Origin of the sequence: Rhodopseudomonas telluris, from assembly GCF_042432815.1 — a bacterium.
In the GTDB taxonomy this organism is placed as follows: Bacteria; Pseudomonadota; Alphaproteobacteria; order Rhizobiales; family Xanthobacteraceae; genus Rhodopseudomonas; species Rhodopseudomonas telluris.
On the sequence record NZ_JBHLWM010000005.1, the window covers coordinates 210,643 to 234,115 of the forward strand.

General features: G+C 65.6%; 23 protein-coding genes. 12 read left to right on the top strand and 11 right to left on the bottom strand.

Features of this window, described 5'->3' with window-relative positions; translation table 11 throughout:
- The first annotated feature begins 218 nt into the window (after positions 1–218).
- Both ACFFJ6_RS12555 and ACFFJ6_RS12560 read left to right on the top strand, forming a co-directional pair.
- Positions 219–623: a DUF5330 domain-containing protein gene (locus ACFFJ6_RS12555; protein ID WP_378388133.1), complete on the top strand. Its 405-nt coding sequence runs from the start codon at positions 219–221 to the stop codon at positions 621–623.
- 115 nt (positions 624–738) lie between these two features.
- On the top strand, positions 739–1,167 hold the full coding sequence (locus ACFFJ6_RS12560) for a SufE family protein (protein ID WP_378388135.1): 429 nt from the start codon (positions 739–741) through the stop codon (positions 1,165–1,167).
- Between the two features lie 4 nt (positions 1,168–1,171).
- Here the strand turns inward: ACFFJ6_RS12560 and ACFFJ6_RS12565 are convergent, their stop codons facing one another.
- Entirely contained in the window at positions 1,172–1,774 is a 603-nt protein-coding gene (locus tag ACFFJ6_RS12565; protein ID WP_378388137.1) for a DUF6456 domain-containing protein, read from the bottom strand.
- A 248-nt stretch (positions 1,775–2,022) separates the two neighbouring features.
- The gene (locus ACFFJ6_RS12570) at positions 2,023–2,685 is read right to left on the bottom strand and encodes a TetR/AcrR family transcriptional regulator (RefSeq protein WP_378388139.1); all 663 of its coding nucleotides are present in this window, start codon (positions 2,683–2,685) and stop codon (positions 2,023–2,025) included.
- Between the two features lie 82 nt (positions 2,686–2,767).
- Here ACFFJ6_RS12570 and ACFFJ6_RS12575 point away from each other — a divergent pair, with 82 nt between their 5' ends.
- A complete protein-coding gene (locus tag ACFFJ6_RS12575; RefSeq protein ID WP_378389657.1) occupies positions 2,768–3,508 on the top strand; it encodes an SDR family NAD(P)-dependent oxidoreductase in 741 nt (246 codons plus the stop codon).
- 24 nt (positions 3,509–3,532) lie between these two features.
- On the opposite strand, the gene ACFFJ6_RS12580 is transcribed toward ACFFJ6_RS12575, so the two are convergent.
- Complete coding sequence (locus tag ACFFJ6_RS12580; RefSeq protein WP_378388141.1) at positions 3,533–3,952, bottom strand: Ros/MucR family transcriptional regulator; 420 nt, start codon at positions 3,950–3,952, stop codon at positions 3,533–3,535.
- Positions 3,953–4,114: 162 nt separating this feature from the next.
- Complete coding sequence (locus ACFFJ6_RS12585; RefSeq protein ID WP_378388143.1) at positions 4,115–5,011, bottom strand: hypothetical protein; 897 nt, start codon at positions 5,009–5,011, stop codon at positions 4,115–4,117.
- Between the two features lie 265 nt (positions 5,012–5,276).
- Between ACFFJ6_RS12585 and ACFFJ6_RS12590 the strand changes: the two genes are divergently transcribed.
- Entirely contained in the window at positions 5,277–6,056 is a 780-nt protein-coding gene (locus tag ACFFJ6_RS12590) for a class II aldolase/adducin family protein (protein WP_378388145.1), read from the top strand.
- A gap of 206 nt (positions 6,057–6,262) precedes the next feature.
- Here the strand turns inward: ACFFJ6_RS12590 and ACFFJ6_RS12595 are convergent, their stop codons facing one another.
- From ACFFJ6_RS12595 to ACFFJ6_RS12625, 7 genes are all read right to left on the bottom strand, one after another.
- Positions 6,263–6,565 (bottom strand): DUF3325 domain-containing protein, encoded by a 303-nt coding sequence (locus ACFFJ6_RS12595; protein ID WP_378388147.1) that lies wholly within the window; start codon positions 6,563–6,565, stop codon positions 6,263–6,265.
- A complete protein-coding gene (locus tag ACFFJ6_RS12600) occupies positions 6,562–8,139 on the bottom strand; it encodes a PepSY-associated TM helix domain-containing protein (protein WP_378389659.1) in 1,578 nt (525 codons plus the stop codon). Before ACFFJ6_RS12600 ends, ACFFJ6_RS12595 begins: the two co-directional genes overlap by 4 nt.
- A gap of 64 nt (positions 8,140–8,203) precedes the next feature.
- Positions 8,204–8,485, bottom strand: a complete 282-nt coding sequence (locus ACFFJ6_RS12605) for a DUF3649 domain-containing protein (RefSeq protein ID WP_378388149.1) — start codon at positions 8,483–8,485, stop codon at positions 8,204–8,206.
- Positions 8,482–9,204, bottom strand: coding sequence for a cobalt ABC transporter substrate-binding protein (locus ACFFJ6_RS12610; RefSeq protein WP_378388151.1), 723 nt, complete (start codon positions 9,202–9,204; stop codon positions 8,482–8,484). Before ACFFJ6_RS12610 ends, ACFFJ6_RS12605 begins: the two co-directional genes overlap by 4 nt.
- 32 nt (positions 9,205–9,236) lie before the next feature.
- A complete protein-coding gene (locus tag ACFFJ6_RS12615; RefSeq protein ID WP_378389661.1) occupies positions 9,237–11,537 on the bottom strand; it encodes a TonB-dependent receptor in 2,301 nt (766 codons plus the stop codon).
- Between the two features lie 338 nt (positions 11,538–11,875).
- Entirely contained in the window at positions 11,876–13,282 is a 1,407-nt protein-coding gene (locus ACFFJ6_RS12620; protein ID WP_378388153.1) for a M20/M25/M40 family metallo-hydrolase, read from the bottom strand.
- 404 nt (positions 13,283–13,686) lie between these two features.
- On the bottom strand, positions 13,687–15,297 hold the full coding sequence (locus ACFFJ6_RS12625; protein ID WP_378389663.1) for a helicase HerA-like domain-containing protein: 1,611 nt from the start codon (positions 15,295–15,297) through the stop codon (positions 13,687–13,689).
- Positions 15,298–15,611: 314 nt separating this feature from the next.
- Here ACFFJ6_RS12625 and ACFFJ6_RS12630 point away from each other — a divergent pair, with 314 nt between their 5' ends.
- The 8 genes from ACFFJ6_RS12630 (at position 15,612) to scpA (ending at position 22,872) form a co-directional block, all read left to right on the top strand.
- On the top strand, positions 15,612–15,980 hold the full coding sequence (locus ACFFJ6_RS12630) for a DUF2267 domain-containing protein (RefSeq protein WP_378389665.1): 369 nt from the start codon (positions 15,612–15,614) through the stop codon (positions 15,978–15,980).
- 20 nt (positions 15,981–16,000) lie between these two features.
- The gene (locus ACFFJ6_RS12635; protein WP_378388155.1) at positions 16,001–16,408 is read left to right on the top strand and encodes a DUF4332 domain-containing protein; all 408 of its coding nucleotides are present in this window, start codon (positions 16,001–16,003) and stop codon (positions 16,406–16,408) included.
- A 63-nt stretch (positions 16,409–16,471) separates the two neighbouring features.
- Positions 16,472–17,341 carry a dihydropteroate synthase gene (gene folP / locus ACFFJ6_RS12640; protein WP_378388157.1) on the top strand — a complete coding sequence of 290 codons (870 nt, stop codon included), beginning with the start codon at positions 16,472–16,474 and terminating at the stop codon, positions 17,339–17,341.
- Positions 17,338–17,715: a dihydroneopterin aldolase gene (folB, locus tag ACFFJ6_RS12645; protein ID WP_378388159.1), complete on the top strand. Its 378-nt coding sequence runs from the start codon at positions 17,338–17,340 to the stop codon at positions 17,713–17,715. Before folP ends, folB begins: the two co-directional genes overlap by 4 nt.
- On the top strand, positions 17,708–18,199 hold the full coding sequence (gene folK / locus ACFFJ6_RS12650; RefSeq protein WP_378388161.1) for a 2-amino-4-hydroxy-6-hydroxymethyldihydropteridine diphosphokinase: 492 nt from the start codon (positions 17,708–17,710) through the stop codon (positions 18,197–18,199). Before folB ends, folK begins: the two co-directional genes overlap by 8 nt.
- 120 nt (positions 18,200–18,319) lie before the next feature.
- The gene (locus ACFFJ6_RS12655) at positions 18,320–20,191 is read left to right on the top strand and encodes a methylmalonyl-CoA mutase family protein (RefSeq protein WP_378388164.1); all 1,872 of its coding nucleotides are present in this window, start codon (positions 18,320–18,322) and stop codon (positions 20,189–20,191) included.
- Positions 20,188–20,652 carry a GFA family protein gene (locus ACFFJ6_RS12660; protein ID WP_378388167.1) on the top strand — a complete coding sequence of 155 codons (465 nt, stop codon included), beginning with the start codon at positions 20,188–20,190 and terminating at the stop codon, positions 20,650–20,652. The genes ACFFJ6_RS12655 and ACFFJ6_RS12660 overlap by 4 nt, the downstream gene beginning before the upstream one ends.
- Before the next feature lie 60 nt (positions 20,653–20,712).
- Entirely contained in the window at positions 20,713–22,872 is a 2,160-nt protein-coding gene (gene scpA, locus ACFFJ6_RS12665) for a methylmalonyl-CoA mutase (protein ID WP_378388169.1), read from the top strand.
- The last annotated feature ends 601 nt before the right edge of the window (positions 22,873–23,473 follow it).

Consider the following 23,473-nt stretch of genomic DNA (forward strand, 5'->3'; position numbering starts at 1 on the left):
CCGCGATATGGTTTCGAATTGGTAGCCACATCGTGCAGGCGATCCCGAATGTGCTGCGCCATCAATCGAATGTTTACGTCGAATCGTTTCGACGCTTTGTTTCGGGGGATTTTGCTCGAATTGTAAGTAACCGAAACACCCTGAATTCATTGAAGCCAACTAGGAAGGGTTCGATTGCGAAACCAATCGCAACGCGGATTGGACGACGGGGTCGCGAGATGTTTTTCCTGCTTCGATTGACGTTCTGGCTCGGACTTGTGCTGGTGCTACTTCCCCAGGACAAGACGCCCGAGTCCGAGAAGCTGCCGCAGGTCGGCGCGTCCGAAGCCGTCTCCGCCGCCAGCGCCGCCGTCTCGGATTTCAGCCAGTTCTGCAAGCGTCAGCCGGCGGCCTGCGAAGTCGGCGAACATGCCGTCACGGTGATCGGTCATCGCGCGCAGGAAGGCGCCCGCAAAGTCTACAAGATGATCATCGACAAGAAAGCGAACGACCAGACCGGCTCGATCGGCGGCATGGATGAGGTCGACGATCTGAAGATCGCCGCCGCGCCGCGCGACACGCTGGCGCCGGCCGATCTCGCCATCGAATGGCGCCTGCCCAATCCGGCGCCGCCCACCAACTGAACATACGCTCGACTTTCAGACGAGCCCGGCGATATCGCTTTCGAGCGCCGGCGATCCCATATATCTGTACGAAGAGGTTCCGCTGGCGGACCGCGACGAGCAGATACGGGTGATCATGACGATCGACGAAATCAGGGACAATTTCGCGCTGCTGGACGATTGGGACGATCGCTATCGCTACGTGATCGAACTCGGCCGCACCCTGGATCCGATGCCCGAGGACGAGCACTCCTCCACCAACAAGGTCAATGGCTGCGCCAGCCAGGTCTGGCTGTCGCGACGGGTGACGCAGAACGCCGCCGGCGAGCCGATCCTGAATTATCTGGGCGACAGCGACGCGCACATCGTGCGCGGGCTGATCGCCATTCTGCTGACCCTGGTCTCCGGCCGCACGCCGAAGGAAATCCTGGCCGCCGAGCCGATCGCCGTGTTCGACGAGCTCGGCTTTCGCGAACATCTGACGCCGCAGCGCTCCAACGGCCTGCGTTCGATGATCGAGCGGATCAAGGCCGACGCGCACGAAGCGATCGCAGCGTCGGCCTGACGCGCTACCCCACGACGAATTCCGCGCCGTCGGCGAGCCAGCTCCGCAGCTTCGGATTCGCCGCGCCGGTGGTCGGCGCGAGCCCGTAGTGGCGAGCCAATCGATCCAGCGCGAGTTGCAGCACCACCTTGGCGGAGCGTGTCGGCCAGCCGCGCTCCCGCTCGACGTCCTCCAGCCCGCGCAGGAAGCAGCAGACGTCGAGCAGGACGCCGGAGAACTCCGGCCCACAGGCCGCAATTGCGTTCTGCACCCGCTGCCGCGACGCCACCACCAGATCGGTCATCTCGCCCGCTCCGCCACCACCCGAGCGGCCAGTCGGCGCACCCCAGTTCGAGGTGACGCGCGGCGTGAGATTGCCGCGGGTGAAGTCGGCGCGTAGCCGCTCGCCGGCGACGAACTGATGCACGCTGATCAGGCTGCGCCCATCGCGCCCCTTGCGGCGCGCGAGCCAGGCAAGCGGACTTTCGCTCTCGTCGACCGTGACGCGGGCAAGCCCGTCTTCCGTCATGATCTGACGTTCCGCGAGGGAGAGATGCTGAGCGCGAAAGCCACCGACCTCGGCAGCATCCTGCGCGGCCGTTTTGGGCGCGGGCCGCCGGCGCCTCATCGGACGCCTCCCGCTGCACGCGAGCCGAAACCAGCCACCCCGACGGGGCTTACCTTGAGCGCATGAACAGCTTCTTCGCGGAAACGAGCGGCGGTCTGCCGCAGCACTGACATCGACATCGGGGCAACCTCATCTGAGACTTCCATTAAAGGAATATATTCTCATAACGGCCGCGAGATCAATCCCGACGCAATAGATTTTCGGATTTTTTTCCTCAGAACGCAAGCGAGTTGTCATTGAAATTGGACTCAGTCTCCGCCCTCGCCGTCACGCTGCGCGGCGTCCAGTGTCCGCATTGCAGCTCGGGCAACCGCTTCCAGCTCGGCTCTGCTTGCCCCGTCGCGGGCAAGGATCGACATGCCGGCCTGCACCGATTGCAGGAAGCGAGCGAGCCCCGCGACATCCAGGCCGGCGGGCCACTCGTTATCCGCAATACCCTGGCTGAGACGCGCTCTCAGCCGGTCGAACGTGACGGACCGCGCCGCCTGAACCAGCTTGCCAAGCTCGGAATGGCCCTCGCTCCCCACAGCCGACAACGTCACCATGCAGCCGAGCGGATGGTCGGCGAGCGAGCCCGTCAGCGCGGCCGCCGAATCCATCAGATAGGCGGCGATCGCCCGCCGCGCCGTGGCGGCGGCATGAAAGCCCCCCCACACCTCATGCTCGTGGGTCTCGCCGTAGTAGCGCAAGGCCTCGGCATACAGCGCGTCCTTGGAGCCGAAAGCGGCGTAAAGGCTGGGCGCGCCAATCCCCATCGCCTCGGTGAGATCGGCGATCGAAGTCGCCTCATAGCCCTTGAGCCAGAACAGGCGAGTCGCCTGCGCCAGCGCAGCGCCGCGGTCGAACGCACGCGGGCGACCACGCGGCCTGGCCGCCTTCTCGATATTCCGGTCCTGTCCAGATTTCTGCATTGGTCGTTATATAAATCCATTGACCGGCCCCGCCAATCCGCCTAACAATTTATATATCGATCACTACATAAAGAGGTGGATGATGAGTGAACTGGCAGGCAAGCGAGCGTTGGTGACCGGTGCATCGCGTGGGATCGGAGTCGGAATCGCGCTGGCGCTGGCCGACAAGGGCGCGGACGTTGCGATCACCTATGAGCGCTCCGCCGACCGTGCCGCGGACGTCGTCCGCGCGATCGAAGCCAAGGGCCGCCGCGCAATCGCCATCCAGGCCGATAGCGGCGACCCGGCGGCGGTGAAGCGTGCGGTCGATGAGGCGGCGGCGCGGCTCGGCGGTCTCGACATCCTGGTCAACAATGCCGGCATCGCCCGCGCAGGCGCTGTCGCCGACATCGGCCTCGCCGACATTGATGCCCTGCTAAACGTCAATGTGCGCGGCGTCGTCCTTGCCACACAGGCCGCGATCCCGCATCTGCCCGACGGCGGCCGGATCATCTCCATCGGATCGACGCTGGCCGAGCGTGTGCCGTTCGGCGGCTCGACGATCTATGCGATGACGAAGTCGGCCCTGCTGGCCTTCACGCGCGGTCTCTCACATGAAGTCGGGCCACGGGGTATCACCGTGAACCTCGTCCAGCCCGGCTCGATCGATACCGACATGAATCCGGCCGCGGGTGAGCAGGCAGATGGTCTTCGCGCTCTGACAGCCCTCGGCCGTTATGGCACGGTCGACGAAATCGGAGCGGCGGTCGCGTTCCTGGCGAGCCCTGCTGCCGGCCTGATGACCGGCTCGGTGGTCACGGTCGACGCGGGCTTCGGCGCCTGACAGGCAAAGCTCGCCGTCCGCGGCTCACTTGCCGCGGCGGCGACGCTGCTGACCGAGGCCCATCTTCTTGGCAAGCTGCGAGCGCTCGACCGCGTAGTTCGGCGCCACCATCGGGTAGTCCGGCGGCAAGCCCCACTTCTCGCGGTACTGCTCGGGCGTCATCTTGTACTGCGTGCGCAGATGGCGCTTCAGCGACTTGAAGCGTTTGCCGTCCTCGAGACAGATCAGATATTCGGGCGTCATCGATTTCTTCAGCGGCACGGCGGGCTTCGCCGGCTCGACGACCTGAGTCTCCGCGCGCCCGGACGACAGCTTCTGCAACGCGGCGTGGACCTGCCCGATCAGGTTGGGAAGATCCGCCGCGGGCGTGGGATTGTTGCCGACATAGGCGGAGACAATGCTCGCGGTCAGTTCGATAAAGCTCTTGCCCGCGGGGTCACTCATAAGGAATCCAATCGCCTCGGACCGGCTGCGGACTCCCGCGCCAGTCGAATCTTGTCTGCTGCTCGAACGATGATCGGCAGGCCGCGCGCCGAACGCAACACTGACCTTGCTTGGACCTGACTGTATTTCGCGTCATTCAGTCGACGCAAGTAGACCAACAGATTAACCGCGCTGGTCGAGGTGCTCCCGCAACGCGTCGATCGACTCGAACCGCATCATGCCTTCCGGCATCTGCGCCTCGATCGAGCCATCCGAGTAGAGCGAATAGGCCATTCCGTCGACGACGCCGGACTTCAGCACGGTCACTTCGGTCATCTCCTCGCTGCGCGGCGCTGGCGAAGGTTCCGGCAGACGCGGTCGCTCCGGCTCGGGTGCCGCAGGTTCGGCAGTCTCCTCGCCTCCGCCCAGCAACGACCGGCGACGGCGCGCGCCGGCGTCTGCCCGGGGACGGTCCGCATCCGGCCAGGCCTCATCGAAGCTGCGCGTCACTCCCTGTGACAGCACGCTCCCCGGCTTCGTCGCATCGTCCCCATCCGTCCCATTTGCGCGACCCGCACGGTCCCGATCGCGACGCGACGTCGAGAACAGCAGATTACGCTTCTTCGGTTCCGACTCGGTCGGAGGTGGCGCAGGCGGGGTTTCGATGGGGCGTGAGCGGAGACGGTCGCGCGGCGGGGGTTCGTCCTGCCACGGTGCAGGGCCGGAGGACGGAGCCGGCACGTCCGCAGGCGATGGCGCGACCTCGCGCTCGGAGCGGTCGCCGGGGAACAGTAGTCCGCTTTCGCTGTCCGTTTCCGTGGCGGCAGCGGGGACCACCGAGCTGGACTTCCCGGCGGGGCGCTGCGCCGCTGCGCCTGCGGCCGCGGTGACGACGGCCAGCGCGCGAACCTCGCGGGCGACGAACGACAGCCCCACCAGGATCGCCCCGGTGCAGCCGCCCAACACTCCCGACAGGATCAACGTATTGCCGAAGCTGAACTCCTTGACCGGGACGCCGAACAGGATCGACGCCGCTCCGGCCAGCAGGAAGACAATCCCGGCCACCAGCAGAAAAATCATCCCAAACTCCAGTCCGCCGCAGCACGCGCGGCGGTCACCGAGCCACGATAACGTCATATGATCGAGATCGGCAATCGCCGTTCCCGTTTGCAAACAACTTGTTGGCGAGTCTGCGGGCACGCGGGACACGCCCGTTGCACCCGGCCAGCCGGGCCTTGCCGGCCCGATCCTCAAATCATGACTGCCGCGCGCGCAGCGGCTTGCTGCGAAACAGTCGCAGGGCTACCGTGGCCACAATCACCGCCGAACAACCGGGAGAGAACGCATGTCGCCAGCCGAAGCCCGCCTGAAGGAAGTCCCCTCGCAGATGACGGAGGCGGAGTGGGAGCAGCGGGTCAATCTCGCCGCCTGCTATCGCCTCATCGCCTATTACGGCTGGGACGATCTGGTCGACACTCACATCTCGGCGCGCGTGCCCGGCCCCGAGCACCACTTCCTGATCAATCCCTACGGTCTGATGTTCGACGAGATCACCGCCTCGAGCCTCGTCAAGGTCGACCTCGACGGCAACCAGCTCACCGAGAGCGAGTACAGCATCAACCCCGCGGGCTTCACCATCCATTCGGCGATCCATGAGGTGCGCGAGGACGCCGGCTGCGTCATCCATCTGCACACCCCGGACGGCACCGCGGTGGCGAGCTGCATGGAAGGCCTGCTGCCGCTGAATCAGACCGCGCAGCTGGTCACCCACGATCTCGCCTATCACGATTACGAAGGCATCGCGCTCGACCATGACGAGCGCCCGCGCCTGCAACGCGACCTCGGCGAGAAGAACCACATGCTGCTGCGCAATCACGGCACGCTGACGGTGGGCCGCAGCGTCGCGTCGGCGTTCGAGCGGATGTTCCATCTGGAGCGGGCCTGCACCATGCAGGTCCGGACCCGGATGCTCGGTCCGACCGCGTATCCGGTCGAGCAGGCGGTGATCGACAAGAACACCGCGGTGCTGTCGAACCCGCATCGCGCCGAGGCACGCTCCACCCGCCTGGTCTGGCCGCCGCTACTGCGCAAGCTCGACCGCATCGATCCGAGCTACCGGAATTGATGCCTGCTCCGTCGTTGCGAGCGCAGCGAAGCAATCCATAGGCCCCACGCAAGAAACTGGATTGCTTCGTCGGCTTCGCCTCCTCGCAATGACGGCATGGGCCCCGATTGAAATTCGCGAAGGCGATGCTATCCTGTCCGCATCACCCTCTACGCTTTTCGGAATTCAAACGCCGCCCATTCCGGGCGGCGTTTTTGCGTTCGGGGTCAGCTTCGCCGGGGATGCGCGCCGCGCGCGGACGTCCGGCCGTAGGCGATCAGCCCGACATAGACCACCGCGGCTGCCAGCGTGGTGTGACCGCTGAACATCACCAGACCTAGTCCCGAACCACGACCTGCGACCAGCACGGCGAGCGCGATCAGCAAGGCGAGGCTGCCGGCAGTGCGAAACGTGGTCACAGTTCGGCGCGGCAGTGACCGCCGCAGGATCTCGTGCTGCGGCCGGCGCGTCGCCAGCGCGAGCGCGCTGAAGCCTGTCACGCACAGCGCCAGAACAAGCGCGTGAATCATTGCGCGGCCTCGCTGGCCGCGACGGCGTTCGAATGTCGTCGAACGGCCTTCGCTTCAGCCGGGCGACGTGCTCCGTGCCGTGCGGTCCGGATCGCCAGCACGGCGTGCAGCAGCGCCAACGCGCAGCACATCAGATCGACACCGGCGAATACCCAGTCGCCGACTGCAAGGCTGTGCCACAGCGGCCGCAGCGTGGTCACGGCGTTGAGAACCGGCACCAGCGCCAGCAGCGCCGTTGCCGCCCACAGTTGCTCGACCCAGGCCGCTCGCGCCGGCCGCAACAAAGCGTACAGCAGCGTCAGGCCCCAGACGATGAAGAAGACGTGGATTTCCCAGAACGCCCGCTCGGCCATCCCAAGCGGCAGCAGCCGGTTGGCCCACAGGAACGCCGTCATCGCGATCGACAGACCGGCGATGCTGGCGATGTTCAGCCGCTCGACCAGACGAAAGCCGAAATACGGACGCTCCGGATCGGGCAATTTCGCCCGCCGCTTCACCGTCCACATCACTAGCCCGGTGCCGACCATCGCGGTACCCATCAGGCTGACGATGAAATACAGCCAGCGCGTCTCCAGATCGCTGAAGCGGCCGAGATGCAGGGCGTACAGCACGCCGCGCGTCTCGGCCGCCGCACCGACTTGATCGTGAACGGCCAGCAGTTTGCCGCTTGTACCGTCGAATTCGAGGTAGTCCGGACTCATCGACACGCGGCCCGCGTCGCCACGGGTCACGGCGATACGGGCGGCGGCGTCGCCCGGATTGGCCGAGTTGACGCGCCCGACATGGGCCTGCCCCCAATGCTCCTGCGCCTTGCGGACCATCGCTTCGATCGACGCCAGCTGTGCCTTCTCGCCGCTCGGCTTGCCGGGTTGGATGAAGGCGCTCAGTTCGGCGGCGAGTTGCTGACGCTCGGCCGGCGTCTTGATCGCGGCGCGCTCCCCCCACGGCATGTACAGCGCCATCAGCGTCACCAGGCCGGTGTAGGTGATCATGATGTGGAACGGCAGCCCGAACACCGACAGCGCGTTGTGGGCATCGAGCCACGAGCGTTGTCCCTTGCCCCAGCGGAAGGTGAAGAAATCGGTGAAGATCTTCTTGTGGGTGATCACGCCGGCGACGATTGCGACCAGCATCGATATCGCTGCCAAGCCGGCGAGCAGCCGTCCCCAGAACGGCGACATGTAGTAGAATTGGAAGTGGAAGCGATAGAAGAAGTCACCGCCGAGTGTGCCGCGCCCCGCGACGCGATGACCGGTCACGGGATCGAAATGGCCTTCGCCGAACCCTCCCCGCGGACCTTGCCTGCCGGGCAGCCGCCAGAACGCATAGACGCTGTTGCTGCGTCCCTCGGGCAGCTTGATGCTCCATTGCGTCGCATCGGGCGCGATCTGTGCGAGTTCGTCGGCGACGCGTTGCGCGACCACCGCGGGATCGAGCGGTTGCGCGAGCCGCGACAGCTCCGGCCGCATCCACTGCGACAGCTCTTCCTTGAAAAACGACACCGTGCCGGTGAGAAACATCGCGTACAGCACCCAGCCGAGCAGCAGCCCGGTCCAGGTGTGCAGGCCGGACATGCTCTGCCGGATACCACGGCCGGCCACACGCTGATTACTGTCCGACTTCACCGGGCGCTCCTCGTCAGGACACCGACCAGGCGAGCGGCGCCAGCGCCGCGGCCACGATCAGCAGGCCGATCCACGCGGTCGACGCACGCCGCACCGCGAACACCCAGATCACCGCGCCGGTATAGATCGCGAAGCTCGCGAGCTGGCCGGTGAGCACCGCCTGCGGCTTGCTGATCGGCAGCGCCAGCACGGCGAGGCTGAACAGCGTCGCGATGCCGTAACTGCCGAACAGCGCCGCGACGATCCGCGAGACCAGCGGACCGGTGCGTCGCACCCGCTGGACCAGCGCCGTCATTTCGGCGCGGCCGGCTTCGCCGCCGGGCCGGCAGGGATCGGCGGCAGACCGTCGGCCTGCACGAAGCTGACGGTCGTGGCGTAGCTCACCGCATCGTATTTCTCGCCGGCGCGTTCGCCCGGCGTCTTGTCGTTGACGCTGACTTCGGCGACATACACGCCCTTCCAAGGCATCTCGAAGCTGACCAGCCCCTGCGCGTCGGTATGCGCCTCCTTGGCCCAGCCCGACTGCGTGGTCAGCGTCACTTTGGTCTTGGGCTTCGGCTGATCCTTGAAGACCAGTTTGAACTGGCCGGGCTGCCCCGTCGGCACCAGATCGAGCACCAGCTTCGGCTGCTGGGCCGCAAAGCCGGTGATCAGGCGCGCAGCCGGGTAGAACCAGTTGCGGGCCTCCTTGTCCTGTTGCTTCCAGGTGTACAGCGGATAGTTCGCGTCTTCAGCGACGATGGCCTCGCCAGCCGCAGCAGCGAACGGAAGTGAGAAGCCGTCGGCCGATTTGGTCGCATCGGCCTTTTGCTCGCCCTTGGGCGAGACGAGCGTGGCAGTGACCTTGCCGAACTTGTCGAGCAGACCGGGCGAGGCTTCGCGCAGGTTCTCACCGAACTCGCCGAACCGCACCACCGCCTTCTGTCCGTCCGCCAGTTCGATCCAGATCTGATGCGCCTGCGCGGGCAGTATGGTGCCGAGCAATGCGACGATCGCGAGCCAGAACTTGTTCATGTCGTCCACCTCGTGGGTTGCGCCGGCCGCGATCAGAAATCGAATGCAGCGGAGAGGATGTAGGTGCGCGGCGCGCCGACGGTCACGTAGGTGCCAGTGGTGAGCCAGTAGTTCTCGCCGGTGACATTTTCTATAGTGGCGCGGAACGTGACCGGCTTGCCGGTGAGCGCCGCCGTCGTGTAGCGCGCGCCAATGTCCAGACGCGTCCAGTCCGGGAAACGTGCCGTGTTCGCGGTGGTGAGGTACGAGCCGGAGGTGTAGATGACGCGGCCGTTGAGCGCGAGGCCGCGAACCCACGGTGTATCCCAGTCGAGGCTCGCCGAGAATGTCTTGTCCGGCACGCCGGCGGCGTCGTTGCCGCGCTGGGTCGGATCGCTCGGGTTGGTCAGCTCGGGCTTGAGGAAGGTCGCACTGACCATGCCGCGCAGATTCGGCAGGATCAGGCCGTAGGCATTGAGCTCGACGCCGCGATTGCGCTGCTCGCCGTCGTAAGCCAGCGAGCCCAGGACGCCGCCCGCGGTCCGGATCTGGCTCGGTCGCGCGATCTGGAACAGCGCTGCGGTGGTCGTGATCAGACCCCAGTCGACCTTGACGCCCGCCTCCTGCTGCTTCGACTTGTACGGCGCCAGCACGTCCCCGACGTTGTCGTAGCCGGCGCCGACGATGGTGCCGCGGGTCAGGCCTTCCGCGTAGTTGGCGTAGAGCGAGACGTTGTGCCACGGCTTGACGACGATGCCGGCGAGCGGCGTCGTCGCGTTGGCATCATAGCCGCTGGTGAACGCGCCGGTGGTCGTGCTGAAGCTGTCTACCTTCACGTTCTGCTGGCGGACGCCGAGCGTTAGCAACACCGACTCGTTCAAAAACGACATCGTGTCGACGATCGCGGCGCTGGTCAGCGTCGATTCGGACGCGAGCCGCGGCGACGTCCGGGTCGCCGTCACGGCCGGGAGGGGCGCCGGGTTGTAGATATTGGACGCGGTCGTCGTCGCCCCCTGAATATAGGCGTTGCCCGCCTCCTGATAGAAGCCCGTATAGGCGACGTTCACCTTGTGGCCGATGAAGCCGGTTTCGAACTGCGACCGGAAGCCGACATTGCCGCTGACGGTCTTGGTGTAGGAGTCATAGTAAGCATTCCGAACCGAGAAATTGCCGAGCGCGTCGACCGGCGACGTGGACACCGGGAAGGTCTGGTAGTTCGAGCCCTCGCGATAGCCGACGCCGGCATAGGCCGTCAGCCAGTCGGTCAGATCGTATTCGAGCCCCGTGGCGATGGTGTTGTCCTTCTGGCGCAGCTTTGTGCCGGGATACCAGTTGCTGCGTGCATCCGGCGCTGCAGGAACGGCGCCCAGGAATGACGACAGGCTGATCTGCGGACGGAAGTTGTCGGTGTTGTCGTTCTGCGAGATCGCATCGAGCGTCCAGCGCAGCCGATCGCCGCGATAGTCGATCGCCAGCGCGCCGAGACCGCTACGGAAATTGCCATCGTCGATCGAGGCCTCGCCATTGCGGCCGACGCCGTTGAAGCGGACGCCCCACTCCTTGTTGTCGCCGAAGCGGCGGCTGGTCTCGAGATGCAATCCATAATTCGCAGAGCTCATGAAGAATGGCGTCAACCGCGAGAAATCGGTTTCGGTGGCGCGCTTGGTGACGATGTTGATGCCACCGCCGACGGCGCCGCTCGGCGCAATGCCGTTGATCAGCGCGCCGGGACCCTTGAGCAGCTCGATCCGTTCGATGATCTGCGCCGGAATGCGCTGCGACGACGACAGCCCGTACAGGCCGTTGAGGCCGACGTCGGTAGCGTTCACAGGGAAACCGCGGATGATGAACGTGTCGTCAAAACCGTTGGCGCCCGTGCTGGTCCGCACCGAGGCATCGTTGATCAGCGTGTCGGCCGCGGTGCGCGCCTGCTGGTCCTCGATCAATTGAGACGTGTAGTTCACCGTCGAGAACGGCGTGTTCATTACGCTGGTCGAGCCTAGCAGACCGAGCGTGCCGCCGCGCGCCACCTGCCCGCCCGCATAAGCAGGAGCCGGCGCGCCGATGGTGCGCGTGCTGCCCATCGTGGTCGGTGGCGCCACCGGCGCCGGTGGCCGCTCGGTCGTCTGCCGCGGCGTGACGCGTGCGGCGCGTTGAGCCGTCGCGCGCGGCTGGACGGCACGTGTTGCGCGCGCGCGCTGTTGGGGAGCATCGACGGAAACAGGGGGCAATACGCGCGATTCCGTGCTCTGCGCACGGCTCTCCGACACGCCCACGCCTGTCAGGCACACCGACATCACGCCCGTCGCGACGCCCAAGTACCAACGGTTCTTGTTGTTCTTGAAGTAATTCACCGGATGCCCCCAGTTCACGTTAAGGCACGTGACTAGGAGATGACGATCAGCGAGACAACGCGGCGAGTTTAGAATGCGTTTACGTTGGGGATGCAGCTGCTGCTCCGCAGCGTCGCCAAATTAGAACGACTCTAGCGAAGCCTCGATCATGAGCATGCGCGATCGCATCGCGACAAAGTCGATCTGCCCGGAAATTCGGAGTTGCGACAGCGCCTTCTCTTTAGATGCGCTGTCGAACTACTCGGATGGAACCGCGTCGCGGATTTGCTGCGATCGAGCGCTGATCGTTTGCCGAGCAACCACACGCGTGTCGGTGTGTGACGTTCTGCCGCGCTGCGTCAGCGCGGCGCCTCCGCCAGTGCGCCGAGAATCCGCACCCACGAGCGGATGCCCTTCTGGAAGCTGTTGAGATCGTACTTCTCGTTCGGCGAATGGATGTTGTCGTCGTCGAGACCGAAGCCGATCAGAACGGAATCGAGACCGAGCGTGCGCTTGAAATCGGCGACGATCGGGATCGAGGCGCCCGAGCCGATCAGTACGGCGTCCTTGCCCCACTCCTCGGTCAGCGCACGGCGCGCCGCCGCCAGGGGCTTCATGTTCCAGTCGAGCGCGATCGCTGCGCCGTTGGAATGATCAAGGAACTCGGCGCGGCAATCGCCCGGCAGCCGCGCCGTGACGAAGGCACGGAACGCGTCGCGGATCTTCAGCGGGTCCTGGCCTTCAACGATGCGGAACGAAACCTTTGCCGAAGCCTCCGCGGCGATCACCGTTTTCGAGCCCTCGCCGGTGTAACCGCCGACGATGCCGTTGATATCGCAGGTCGGCCGCGAGATCAGTTGTTCGATCAACAGGCGATCGTCCTCGCCGGCCGGAATCGACAGCCCGATCGGCCCGAGGAAACTCTCGGCGGTCAGGTTCAGCCCCTTCCACTGTTCAAGGATGTCCGGCGGCAGATCCTTCACCCCGTCGTAGAAGCCCGGAATGGTGACGCGGCCGTGCTCGTCGTGCAGGCCGCCGAGGATGCGCGTCAGCACGCGGATCGGATTCTGCGCGCCGCCGCCATAAACCCCGGAATGCAGATCGCGGTTGGCGGCCTTGATCTTCACCTCTTCATAGACGAGGCCGCGCAGCGACGTCGTGATCGCTGGCGTCTTCGGGTCCCACATCCCAGTGTCGCAGACCAGCGCGAAGTCCGCGGCGAGGTCTTTCTTGTTGGCTTCGAGGAACGGTACGAAATTCTTCGAGCCGACCTCCTCCTCGCCTTCGATGACGATGGTGAGGTCGATGGGCAATTCGCCGGTGACGTGTTTCCAGGCGCGGCAGGCTTCGATGAAGGTCGAGACCTGGCCCTTGTCGTCCTGCGCGCCGCGCGCCACGATGATCTTGCGACCATCGGCATGGTCCGTGACCACCGGCTCGAACGGCGGCCGATGCCACAGCTCGAGCGGATCGACCGGCTGCACGTCGTAATGGCCGTAGAACAATGCGTGCGGCCGCTTGCCGGTGTTGCCCTTGGCTTTCGCGACGATCGCCGGATGCCCCGCGGTTTCGCGCACCTCGGCGTCGAAGCCGAGCGACGCGATGTCGGCGCACAAATGCAGCGCCGCCTTGTTGCAATCCGCCGCGAAGGCCGGATCGGCCGAGATCGACTTGATCCGCAGCAACGCGAACAGCCGCTCCAGCGCAGCATCGAAATCGGCATCGGCGCGAGCGAGAACGGCTTGGACGTGAGAGCTGGCGGACATGGTTGTGTGTTCCTTACGTGTCGTCGCTCGACAAGCGAGCGACATTGGGCACCTTCGTATCAACGCGCCATGCCCGGGCTCATCCCGGGCATCCACGCCTTGCGTCAACGAGGCGAAGAGGACATGGATGGCCGGGACGAGCCCGGCCTTGACGGATCATAGGCGAATTGGAGAGCTTATGAAGTGCCGCCAACGCAGACTCGCTGCCCGTCAAGGGTGAGTGCGTCGCTCATCCTTCGAGACGTGGCCTGCGGCCCCACCTCAGGATGAGGGTGCTGTCCGTGCGGCACACGCCGCACAGTCCTCATGGCGCCGAAATTCTACACAGCCTCATGGTGAGGAGCCCGGCGTCGCACAGCGAAGCCGGGCGTCTCGAACCATGCGCCGCGCAGTGCATCAACGCATCACCGCCGCAACATCCCACCCAGCGTGCCACGCACAATCGAGCGCCCGACCGAGCTGCCCATCGAGCCGCCGACCTTCTTGCCGAGTTCGGCGGCGAGGCCTCCGACCACCGTGGTGGCGACGGTGCGGGCGACGCTGCGCGCCACGACCTGACCGGTGGTGAGTTTGCCGCGCGGCGTGTTGGTGCCGAACACGGTCGACACAAGGCTGCCGAGCTGGCCCAACAGGCCGCCTTCCGCGGGCGCCGCGTCGGCGCCGGCCGTCTTGCCTTCAAGCCGATCGCGCAGCTTCTCGTAGGCGGAGTCGGAATCGATCGCGGTGTCGTACTTACCCTTCACCGGGCTCGCGGCGATGATCGCCTTGCGCTCCTCGGGCGTGATCGGCCCGATCCGCGCCGACGGCGGCCGGATCATCACGCGCTCGACCATCGCGGGCGTGCCGTTGCCTTCGAGGAACGACACCAGCGCTTCGCCCTTACCGAGCTCGGTGATCGCCTTTGCGGTGTCGAGCTTCGGATTGGGACGGAAAGTGTCGGCGGCGGCGGCCACGGCCTTCTGGTCGCGCGGCGTGAAGGCGCGCAGCGCGTGCTGCACGCGATTGCCGAGCTGCGCCAGCACGCGGTCCGGCACGTCGATCGGGTTCTGCGTCACGAAGTACACGCCGACGCCCTTGGAGCGGATCAGCCGCACCACCTGCTCGATCTTGTCCATCAGCGGCTTCGGCGCGTCGTTGAACAACAGATGCGCCTCGTCGAAGAAGAACACCAGTTTCGGCTTCTCGGGATCGCCGACTTCGGGCAGCTCCTCGAATAGTTCCGACAGCATCCACAGCAGGAACGTGGCGTACAACCGCGGATTGCTCATCAGCTTATCCGCGACCAGGATATTGACGAGCCCGCGGCCCTGATTGTCGGTGCGGATGAAATCCTTCAACTGCAGCGCGGGCTCGCCGAAGAAACTCTCGCCGCCCTGATTTTCCAGCACCAGCAACTGCCGCTGGATGGTTCCCACCGTCTGCTTGGTGACGTTGCCGAGCGCCTGCGCGGCTTGCCGGATATCGGCGTTGACGTCGCCATTCTCCGCGACCTTCGCGGCGATCGGCGCGATCGCGTCGAGCATCGCACGCAGATCCTTCATGTCCATCAGCGGCAGGCCCATGTCGTCGGCGACACGGAACGCGACGTTGAGCACGCCTTCCTGCACGTCGTTGAGATCGAGCATCCGCGACAGCAGCAGCGGTCCCATCTCCGACACGGTCGCGCGCACCGGATGGCCCTGCTCGCCGAACACGTCCCAGAACACCGTGCTGAACTGATCGGGCTGGAACGTCAGCCCCATCTCCTTGGCGCGCTTGAGGATGAAGTCCTTCGCCTCGCCGGCCTCGGCAATGCCGGAGAGATCGCCTTTGATGTCGGCCGCGAACACCGGCACGCCAGCGCGCGCAAAACCTTCGGCCATCACTTGCAGCGTCACCGTCTTGCCGGTGCCGGTTGCGCCGGTGACGAGGCCGTGGCGATTGGCCAGCCCGAGCGTCAACCAGGCCGGCTGCTCGCCCTTGCCGATGAAAATCTGTCCATCGGTATCGCCGTAACCGGTCTCGCGCGCCGCCATCGTGTCGTTTCCTCGCGTGCCATCGCCGGAGCCGTCACAGGACTCCATGCGCCGCATATCCTGCATAATGAAGAGAACTTCTCAACGCTCATTCATCGCAGACCAAATGCCGCGGCGAAGTTGTCTCAAATCGTCCAGCTTTAATCTGTTGGTAGAGAGCTTTGGGCAAGAACGCTCTTGCAATGTTGCAACACTTGATTCGAATCCCGGCCGCTCGGCGGCTTCTCTCGCGCGCGTTGCTTGTTTTTCGAAGCGCGGGAGATCAGGATAATCGGACAAGTACAATCCGGCAGAAAACCGGCGGCGGGGGCGTAATGGATGAGTTGATTGACCGGCTGGCCGAGAAGGCCGGCCTGGAGAAAGCTATTGCTGGCAAGAGCGTCGGCATCATCCTGAACTTTCTCCGCAATGAAGGCCCACAAGTCCACGTCCAGGCTCTGATCGACACCATCCCCGGCGCCGAAGAGGCGATCGCGTCCGCCGAGGGTTCGCGCGGCGCGCTCAGCCGCCTGATGGGCGGCGGCATCATGGCGGTCGGTACCAAGTTGATGGGCCTCGGCCTCGGCATGGGCGACATCCAGAAACTCGCCCGCGAGCTGTTCCATTTTGGTCGTGAAAAGATCGGCGCCGAACGGATGAGCGAAATCATCTCCGGCACGCCCGGCCTCCGCCAGTTCACCTGACCATCAGTTCCCCGAGTGTCATGACATACCCCATCTCCCAGATTGACGGCATCACGACAGCAGCAGCCGCCAAGCTGAAGTCCATCGGAATCCGCACCACCGAAGCCCTGCTCGAAGCCGCCAAGACGATGCGCGGCCGCAAGGCTCTCGCCGCCAAGACCGGCCTCAGCGAACAGCAACTGCTGGAATGGGCCAACATCGCCGACTGCATGCGCATCCCCGGCATGGGCAAGGCCAAGGCCGAACTGCTGCGCGCCGCCGGCGTCAGCACGCTGCGCGAATTCACCCACCGCAATCCGGCGCGACTGGCGCAGAACATGAAAGAGGCCAATCTGCAGCGCAAACTGCTGCGCGCCCTGCCCTCCGAGAGGGAAGTCGGGCAACTGATCGAACAGGCCCGCAAGCTGCCGCTGAAGATCAGCTACTAACGTCGATCGATCCCCTTTCGACAGGCGCTTGACAGCGCTGTTTGGACCGCGCAAAGCGCTGCCATGAGCGCAGCCGCCTCGACCATCGGTCCTTCAACCGCAACCGCGGGGCCAGCAACGCTGCGCGCGCTGCTGGAGCGCCCGGTGGCGGCGGTGATGGGGATCCTCAACATCACGCCGGACTCCTTCTCGGACGGCGGCGAGTTTCTCGCTCCGGACCTTGCCCGCGCGCATGCCGCGCAGATGATCGCCGAGGGCGCCGACATTATCGATATCGGCGCCGAATCCACCCGCCCCTACGGCTCGCAGCCGGTCTCGGCCGAGCAGGAATTGCAGCGCCTGCGCCCGGTGCTTGCGGCTGTCGCGGCGCTCGGCACGCCGGTGTCGATCGACAGCATGAAGGCCGAGGTGGTCGATTGGGCGCTGAGCAACGGCGCGGCGATCGCCAACGATGTCTGGGGCCTGCAGCGCGATCCGAAGATGGCGGCCGTCGTTGCTGCGCACGGCACGCCGGTGGTCGTCATGCACAATCGCGATGCCGTCGACGAGACGATCGACATCGTCGCTGATATCAACGCATTCTTCGACCGCACGCTCGACATTGCGGCGCGCGCCGGCATCCCCACCGATCACATCGTTCTCGACCCCGGCATCGGCTTCGGTAAAACGCCGCGGCAGAGCATGATCGCGCTGGCGCGGCTCGCCGCGTTCAAGCACTTCGGCCTGCCGATCCTGGTCGGCGCCTCGCGAAAACGTTTCATCAGCACAATCGCGCCGTCGGAGCCGAAGGACCGCCTCGGCGGCTCGCTCGCGGCGCACCTGATCGCCGTGCAGAACGGTGCGCACATCATCCGCGCGCACGACGTCGCCGCCACCGTGCAGGCGCTCAAGGTCGCGCACGCGATCACCACCAGCAGCGAGGATCGCCGATGAGCGACACCATCTTCATCACCGGCCTGGTGCTGCATGCGCGGCACGGCGTGATGGATCACGAGACCGAAGTCGGCCAGCGCTTCGTCATCGATCTCGAACTCGCGGTCGATCTGTCGGAATCCTCGCGCACCGACCGGCTGTCCGACACCGTGTCCTATTCCAATGTCGTCGCCTGCGCGACGGCGGCGTTCAAGGATGCCAACTACAAACTGCTCGAGCGCGCCGCTGGCGCCGTGGCCGAAGCGATCCTATCGGCTTTTTCGAAAATCAGCGCGGTCAAGATCACGGTCCACAAACCACACGCCCCGATCCCGGCGATCTTCGACGACGTCGGCGTGATCATCACCCGCACTCGCCCCAACGCCCATGTCTGAGGCGCTGATCGCGCTCGGCGGCAATGTCGGCGACGTCCGCGCGACGTTCGACAAGGCGATCGCCAACATCTGCGGCATGACGCAGGCCGATCTGCTGGCGCGGTCCTCGGACTACACCACGCCGCCGTGGGGCGACGAGCAGCAGGACGCCTTCGTCAACGCCTGCATCGCGATCGACACCAGGCTGGATCCGCACGCGCTGCTGTTCACGCTGCACAAGATCGAAAAGAAATTCGGACGCGACCGCGCCAACGAGCGCCGCTGGGGTCCGCGAACGCTCGATCTCGATCTGCTGTCCTATGACGACGGCGTCATCAATCGTCCCGATCTGACCCTGCCGCACCCGCGGCTGTTCGAACGCGCCTTCGTGCTGGTGCCGCTGGTCGAAATCCGGCCGGACGGAACGGTCGGCGGACGGTCGTTCAAGGATGCGCTGGCGGCCTTGTCCACCGCCGGCATCGAGCGTTTGCCGCCACGCGGTTAATGCGGCGCACAATCGTGCGTCCTGCGCCTTTTGGCCCGAAACAACCGTTTGGCATGACGCGCCGCGCGTGGCATTTTCCGGCCCAATCAAGTTTTCGTATCGGGGAGTCCGATTTTCAACATGTCTTCCGCAAGCAACGAGCTGTCGCTCGCCGCCGATTTCCCGCCGGCCAATTACGACCAATGGCGCAAGCTGGTCGACGGCGTGCTGAAGGGCGCACCGTTCGAGAAGCTGGTCAGCAAGACCCATGACGGCATGACCATCCAGCCGATCTATCCGCGCGCCAAGGGGGCTGCGCCGGTCGCCGGCCGCGCGCCCGCCGCGCCATGGAAAATCATGCAGCGGATCGATCATCCGGATGCGCGCGAGGCCAACAAGCAGGCGCTGCACGATCTCGAAAACGGCGCGACCGGCTTGACGCTGGTGTTCGCCGGCAGTGTCGGTGCGCGCGGCTTCGGCCTGCCGCCGACCAAGGACGCGCTCGCGACGGTACTGGACGGCGTTCACCTCGACGCCGGCATCGCGATCGAGTTGCAGTTCGCGCCGCGATCCTGCGACCTCGTCCGCGCTCTCGCCGATCTGATCAAGAGCCGCGGCACCGATCCAACCGCCTGCGATATCCGCTTCGGCATCGATCCGCTCGGCGCCCGCGCCGTGCAGGGATCGAGCGCGTCCGAGTGGGCCGAGATCGCCGGCGGAATCGCGCAAGTCGCCACTGGGCTCGCCGCACTCGGCTTCAAGGCTAACCTGCTCGCCGCCGACGGCCGCGTCATCCACGACGCCGGCGGCTCGGAAGCGCAGGAGCTGGCGTTCGTGCTCGCGTCCGCAACCGCCTATCTGCGCGCGCTCGAAACCGCCGGTGTGCCGCTCGACGAGGCGCGCCACATGATCTACGCGCGGCTGTCGTCCGACGCCGATCAGTTCCTGACGCTGGCCAAGTTCCGCGCCCTGCGACTGCTGTGGGCCCGCGTCGAGGAGAGCTGCGGGCTGTCGCCGAAGCCGTTGTTCGTCGCGGCTGAGAGCGCGTGGCGGATGCTGACCCAGCGCGATCCGTCCGTGAACATGCTGCGGGCCACCGTGGCGACGTTCTCGGCCGCGCTGGGCGGCGCCAACTCGCTGGTGGTACTGCCACATACGCTGGCGCTCGGACTGCCCGACGCCTTCGCGCGCCGCGTCGCCCGCAACACGCAGCTGATCCTTCTCGAAGAGTCCAACCTCGACAAGGTCGCCGACCCGGCGGCCGGCGCCGGCGGCATCGAAGCGCTGACGCAGGAGCTTTGCACCTCCGCCTGGGCGCAGTTCCAGGAGATCGAGAAGGCTGGCGGCGCGTTCGCCGCGCTCGCCGCGGGCCTGCTCCAGCCGAAGGTCGCCGCCACCCGCGCGGCGCGCGACAAGGCGATCGGCAAGCGCCGCGACGTGCTCACCGGCGCCAGCGAATTCCCGAACCTGCACGAGACGCCGCCGACGGTGCTGAATGCCGGTCCGGCCGCTGTGCCGCCAGCCGGCGAGGCGAAGATCAGCTTCGCTCCGCTGATGCCGATCCGACTTGCCACGCCGTTCGAGACGCTGCGCGACAAATCGGATGCGGTGCTGGCCGCCAAGACGGCGCGGCCCAAGGTGTTCCTCGCCAATCTCGGCACGCCGGCCGACTTCACCGCCCGTGCGACCTTCGCCAAGAGCTTCTTCGAGACCGGCGGCGTCGAGGCGGTGGACAGCGAAGGCTTCAGCGACCCGGCCGCGCTCGCCGCCGCCTTCAAGGCCTCCGGCGCGGCGTTCGCCTGTCTGTGCTCGTCCGACAAGTCCTACCCGGCGCACGCGGCTCCGGCCGCTCAGGCGCTGCGCCAGGCCGGCTGCAAGCGGATCTATCTCGCCGGCCGTCCGGGCGAGCTGGAGGCCAGCCTGCGGGATGCGGGCGTGCAGGAGTTCATCTTCGCCGGCGGCGATGCCCTCGCGCTTCTCACCGACGCCTGGACCGAGATCGAGGCGGCATGACCGCATCCGGCAGACCAGTGCTCACCGGCGGCTGCCAATGCGGCGCGATCCGCTTCGCGGTGTCAGCAGCTCCGGTCCGGGTGACGCTGTGCCACTGCCGAATGTGCCAGAAGGCAAGCGGCGCGCCGTTCGCAACGTTCGCCGATATTCCAAAAAACAGCTTCGCCTGGACCCGCGGCAAGCCGGCCTCGTTCCGCTCGTCCTCGATCGCCGAACGCGACTTCTGCAAGGCCTGCGGCACGCCGCTGAGCTATCGGCGGATCGAAGGCGACAACATCGAGATCATGACCGGAACTTTCGACCGGCCGGACCGGCTGGTGCCGACCTCGCAATTCGGCACCGAGTCCCGGCTCGGCTGGGTCGGCACGCTCGCAGCCCTGCCGAGCAAAACCACCAAGCAGAATTACGGACCCGAGAAGCTGTCGCAGGTGTTCAGCTATCAGCAGCCGGACCACGACTGAGCCCCGAATGACGCGTCAAACCGGCCGTGCTAATCTCGGCTGGAACAGAGAACGAAGAACATGAGCAAGATTCCGAACTTCGCCGACCTCGCCTTCCAGCCGACCGCCGCCCCCGCCCCGGGAGGCGCGGCCGAGCCGTGGCTGACCCCCGAAGGCATCCTGGTCAAGCCGGGTTACTCCGAGGCCGACGTTGCCGGCATCGATTTCCTCGACACCTGGCCGGGCATCGCGCCGTTCCTGCGCGGCCCCTACCCGACCATGTACGTCAATCAGCCGTGGACGATCCGGCAATATGCCGGCTTCTCGACTGCGGAAGATTCCAACGCGTTCTATCGGCGCAATCTCGCGGCCGGCCAGAAGGGCCTGTCGGTCGCGTTCGATCTCGCCACCCACCGCGGCTACGACAGCGATCATCCGCGCGTCGCCGGCGACGTCGGCATGGCGGGCGTGGCGATTGATAGTATCTACGACATGCGCACGCTGTTCGCCGGCATTCCGCTCGACCAGATGAGCGTGTCGATGACCATGAACGGCGCGGTGCTACCGATCCTCGCGCTGTTCGTCGCCGCCGCCGAAGAACAGGGCGTGCCGCCGGAGAAGCTGTCGGGCACCATTCAGAACGACATTCTGAAAGAGTTCATGGTGCGCAACACCTACATCTATCCGCCGACGCCTTCGATGCGGATCATCTCCGACATCTTCGCCTACACCTCGCAGAAGATGCCGAAATTCAACTCGATCTCGATCTCCGGCTATCACATGCAGGAAGCCGGCGCGACGCAGGACCTCGAGCTCGCTTATACCCTGGCCGACGGCGTCGAATACGTCCGCGCCGGCATCGCGGCCGGGCTCGACGTCGACAAGTTCGCGCCGCGGCTGTCATTCTTCTGGGCGATCGGCATGAACTTCTTCATGGAAGTCGCCAAGATGCGCGCGGCGCGGCTGCTCTGGGCCAAGCTGCTGACGCAGTTCGATCCGAAGAACGACAAGTCGCTGTCGCTGCGCACCCACTGCCAGACCTCCGGTTGGTCGCTGACCGCGCAGGACGTCTACAACAACGTCATGCGGACCACGATCGAGGCGATGGCGGCGACCCAGGGCCACACCCAGTCGCTGCACACCAACGCGCTCGACGAGGCCTTGGCGCTGCCGACGGACTTCTCGGCGCGCATCGCCCGCAACACTCAGCTGTTCCTGCAGCAGGAGAGCGGCACCACGCGGATCATCGATCCGTGGGGCGGCTCCTACTACGTCGAGCGCCTGACGAACGATCTCGCCGTCAAGGCCTGGGGCCACATCCAGGAAGTCGAGGCGCTCGGCGGCATGGCCAAGGCGATCGAAGCCGGCGTGCCGAAGCTGCGCATCGAGGAAGCATCGGCCAAGACCCAGGCACGAATCGATACCGGCCGGCAGTCGGTGATCGGCGTCAACAAGTACAAGCCGACCAACGAAGCGCCGCTTGACGTGCTCAAGGTCGACAATTCGACCGTGCGCCGCCTGCAGATCGACAAGCTCGGCCGGCTGCGCAAGGAGCGCAAGCAGGCCGACGTCGACGCCGCCCTCACCGCCCTGACCAACGCGGCCTCCGACGGCAGCGGCAATCTGCTGGCGCTGGCGATCGACGCGGCACGCGCCAAGGCGACAGTCGGCGAGATCTCCGACGCGCTGGAGAAGGTGTACGGCCGGCATCGTGCCGAGATCCGGTCGCTCACCGGCGTCTATAAACGGGAGGCTGCGACCATGTCGGACCGCGTGGAGAAGGTGCAGGCACTGATCGATGCGTTTGAGGACGCCGAGGGCCGGCGGCCGCGCATCCTGGTCGCCAAGATCGGCCAGGACGGCCACGACCGCGGCCAGAAGGTGATCGCCTCGGCGTTCGCCGACATCGGCTTCGACGTCGACATCGGGCCGCTGTTCGCCACCGCCGACGAGGCGGCGCGGCAGGCGGTCGAGAACGACGTCCACATCCTCGGCGTGTCGTCGCTGGCCGCAGCGCATCTCACCGCAGTGCCGGAGCTCAAGGCCGCGCTGAAGAAGCAGGGCCGCGAGGACATCATGATCATCATCGGCGGCGTCGTCCCACCGCAGGACTACGACGCGCTGTACAAATCGGGCGCCGAGGCGATCTTCCCGCCCGGCACCGTGATCGCCGACGCCGCCGAGGAACTGATCCACAAGCTAAATGCCCGGCTGGGGCACACGAGCCAGGCGGCGGAGTAGCTGCGTTACGGTGATCGCAGATTTGGAGAGGCAGTCTCAGCAATCCGTCATGCCCGGCCTTGTGCCGGGCATCCACGCCTTACAGACGGAAACACAAAAGGCGTGGATGGCCGGGACGAGCCCGGCCACGACGAGCGCTACTGAACTCGTCGAAAGGATACTTCGTAGGCTGTTGGTAAGCCTTTTGGCTTGACGAGTTATCCAACTCGTTCTCCTTGCGGGGTTCAAGATGAACATGTGACCGGCCTCCGGTCCCGAAGGGGCCGTTACCACTGAGGATCGAATGAGGCACATCCTGCTTGCAATCCAGCGTATCGAAACGAGCCTCGCCGAAACCCTTGCAGACGACCTGCGAGTTGCATGGCTGTGGAGCGGCTGCTTGAGATCATCACTATCGCATCGGCCCACTTGCCGGCCAGCCTTAAACCCGATCCGAGCGTTGATTAGAGACGGTTAGCAGCGATGGGAGAAAAGCTCGACCATGCCTGCGATCGTGTTCCTGCGGCGGAATTGCCGCGTTTCAGCCGGCAAGAACTGCCGTCTCTCAAACGTTCGCTGAACGAAGACTGAGCAAGACCTCGCATACCAACTTGCGCTAGCT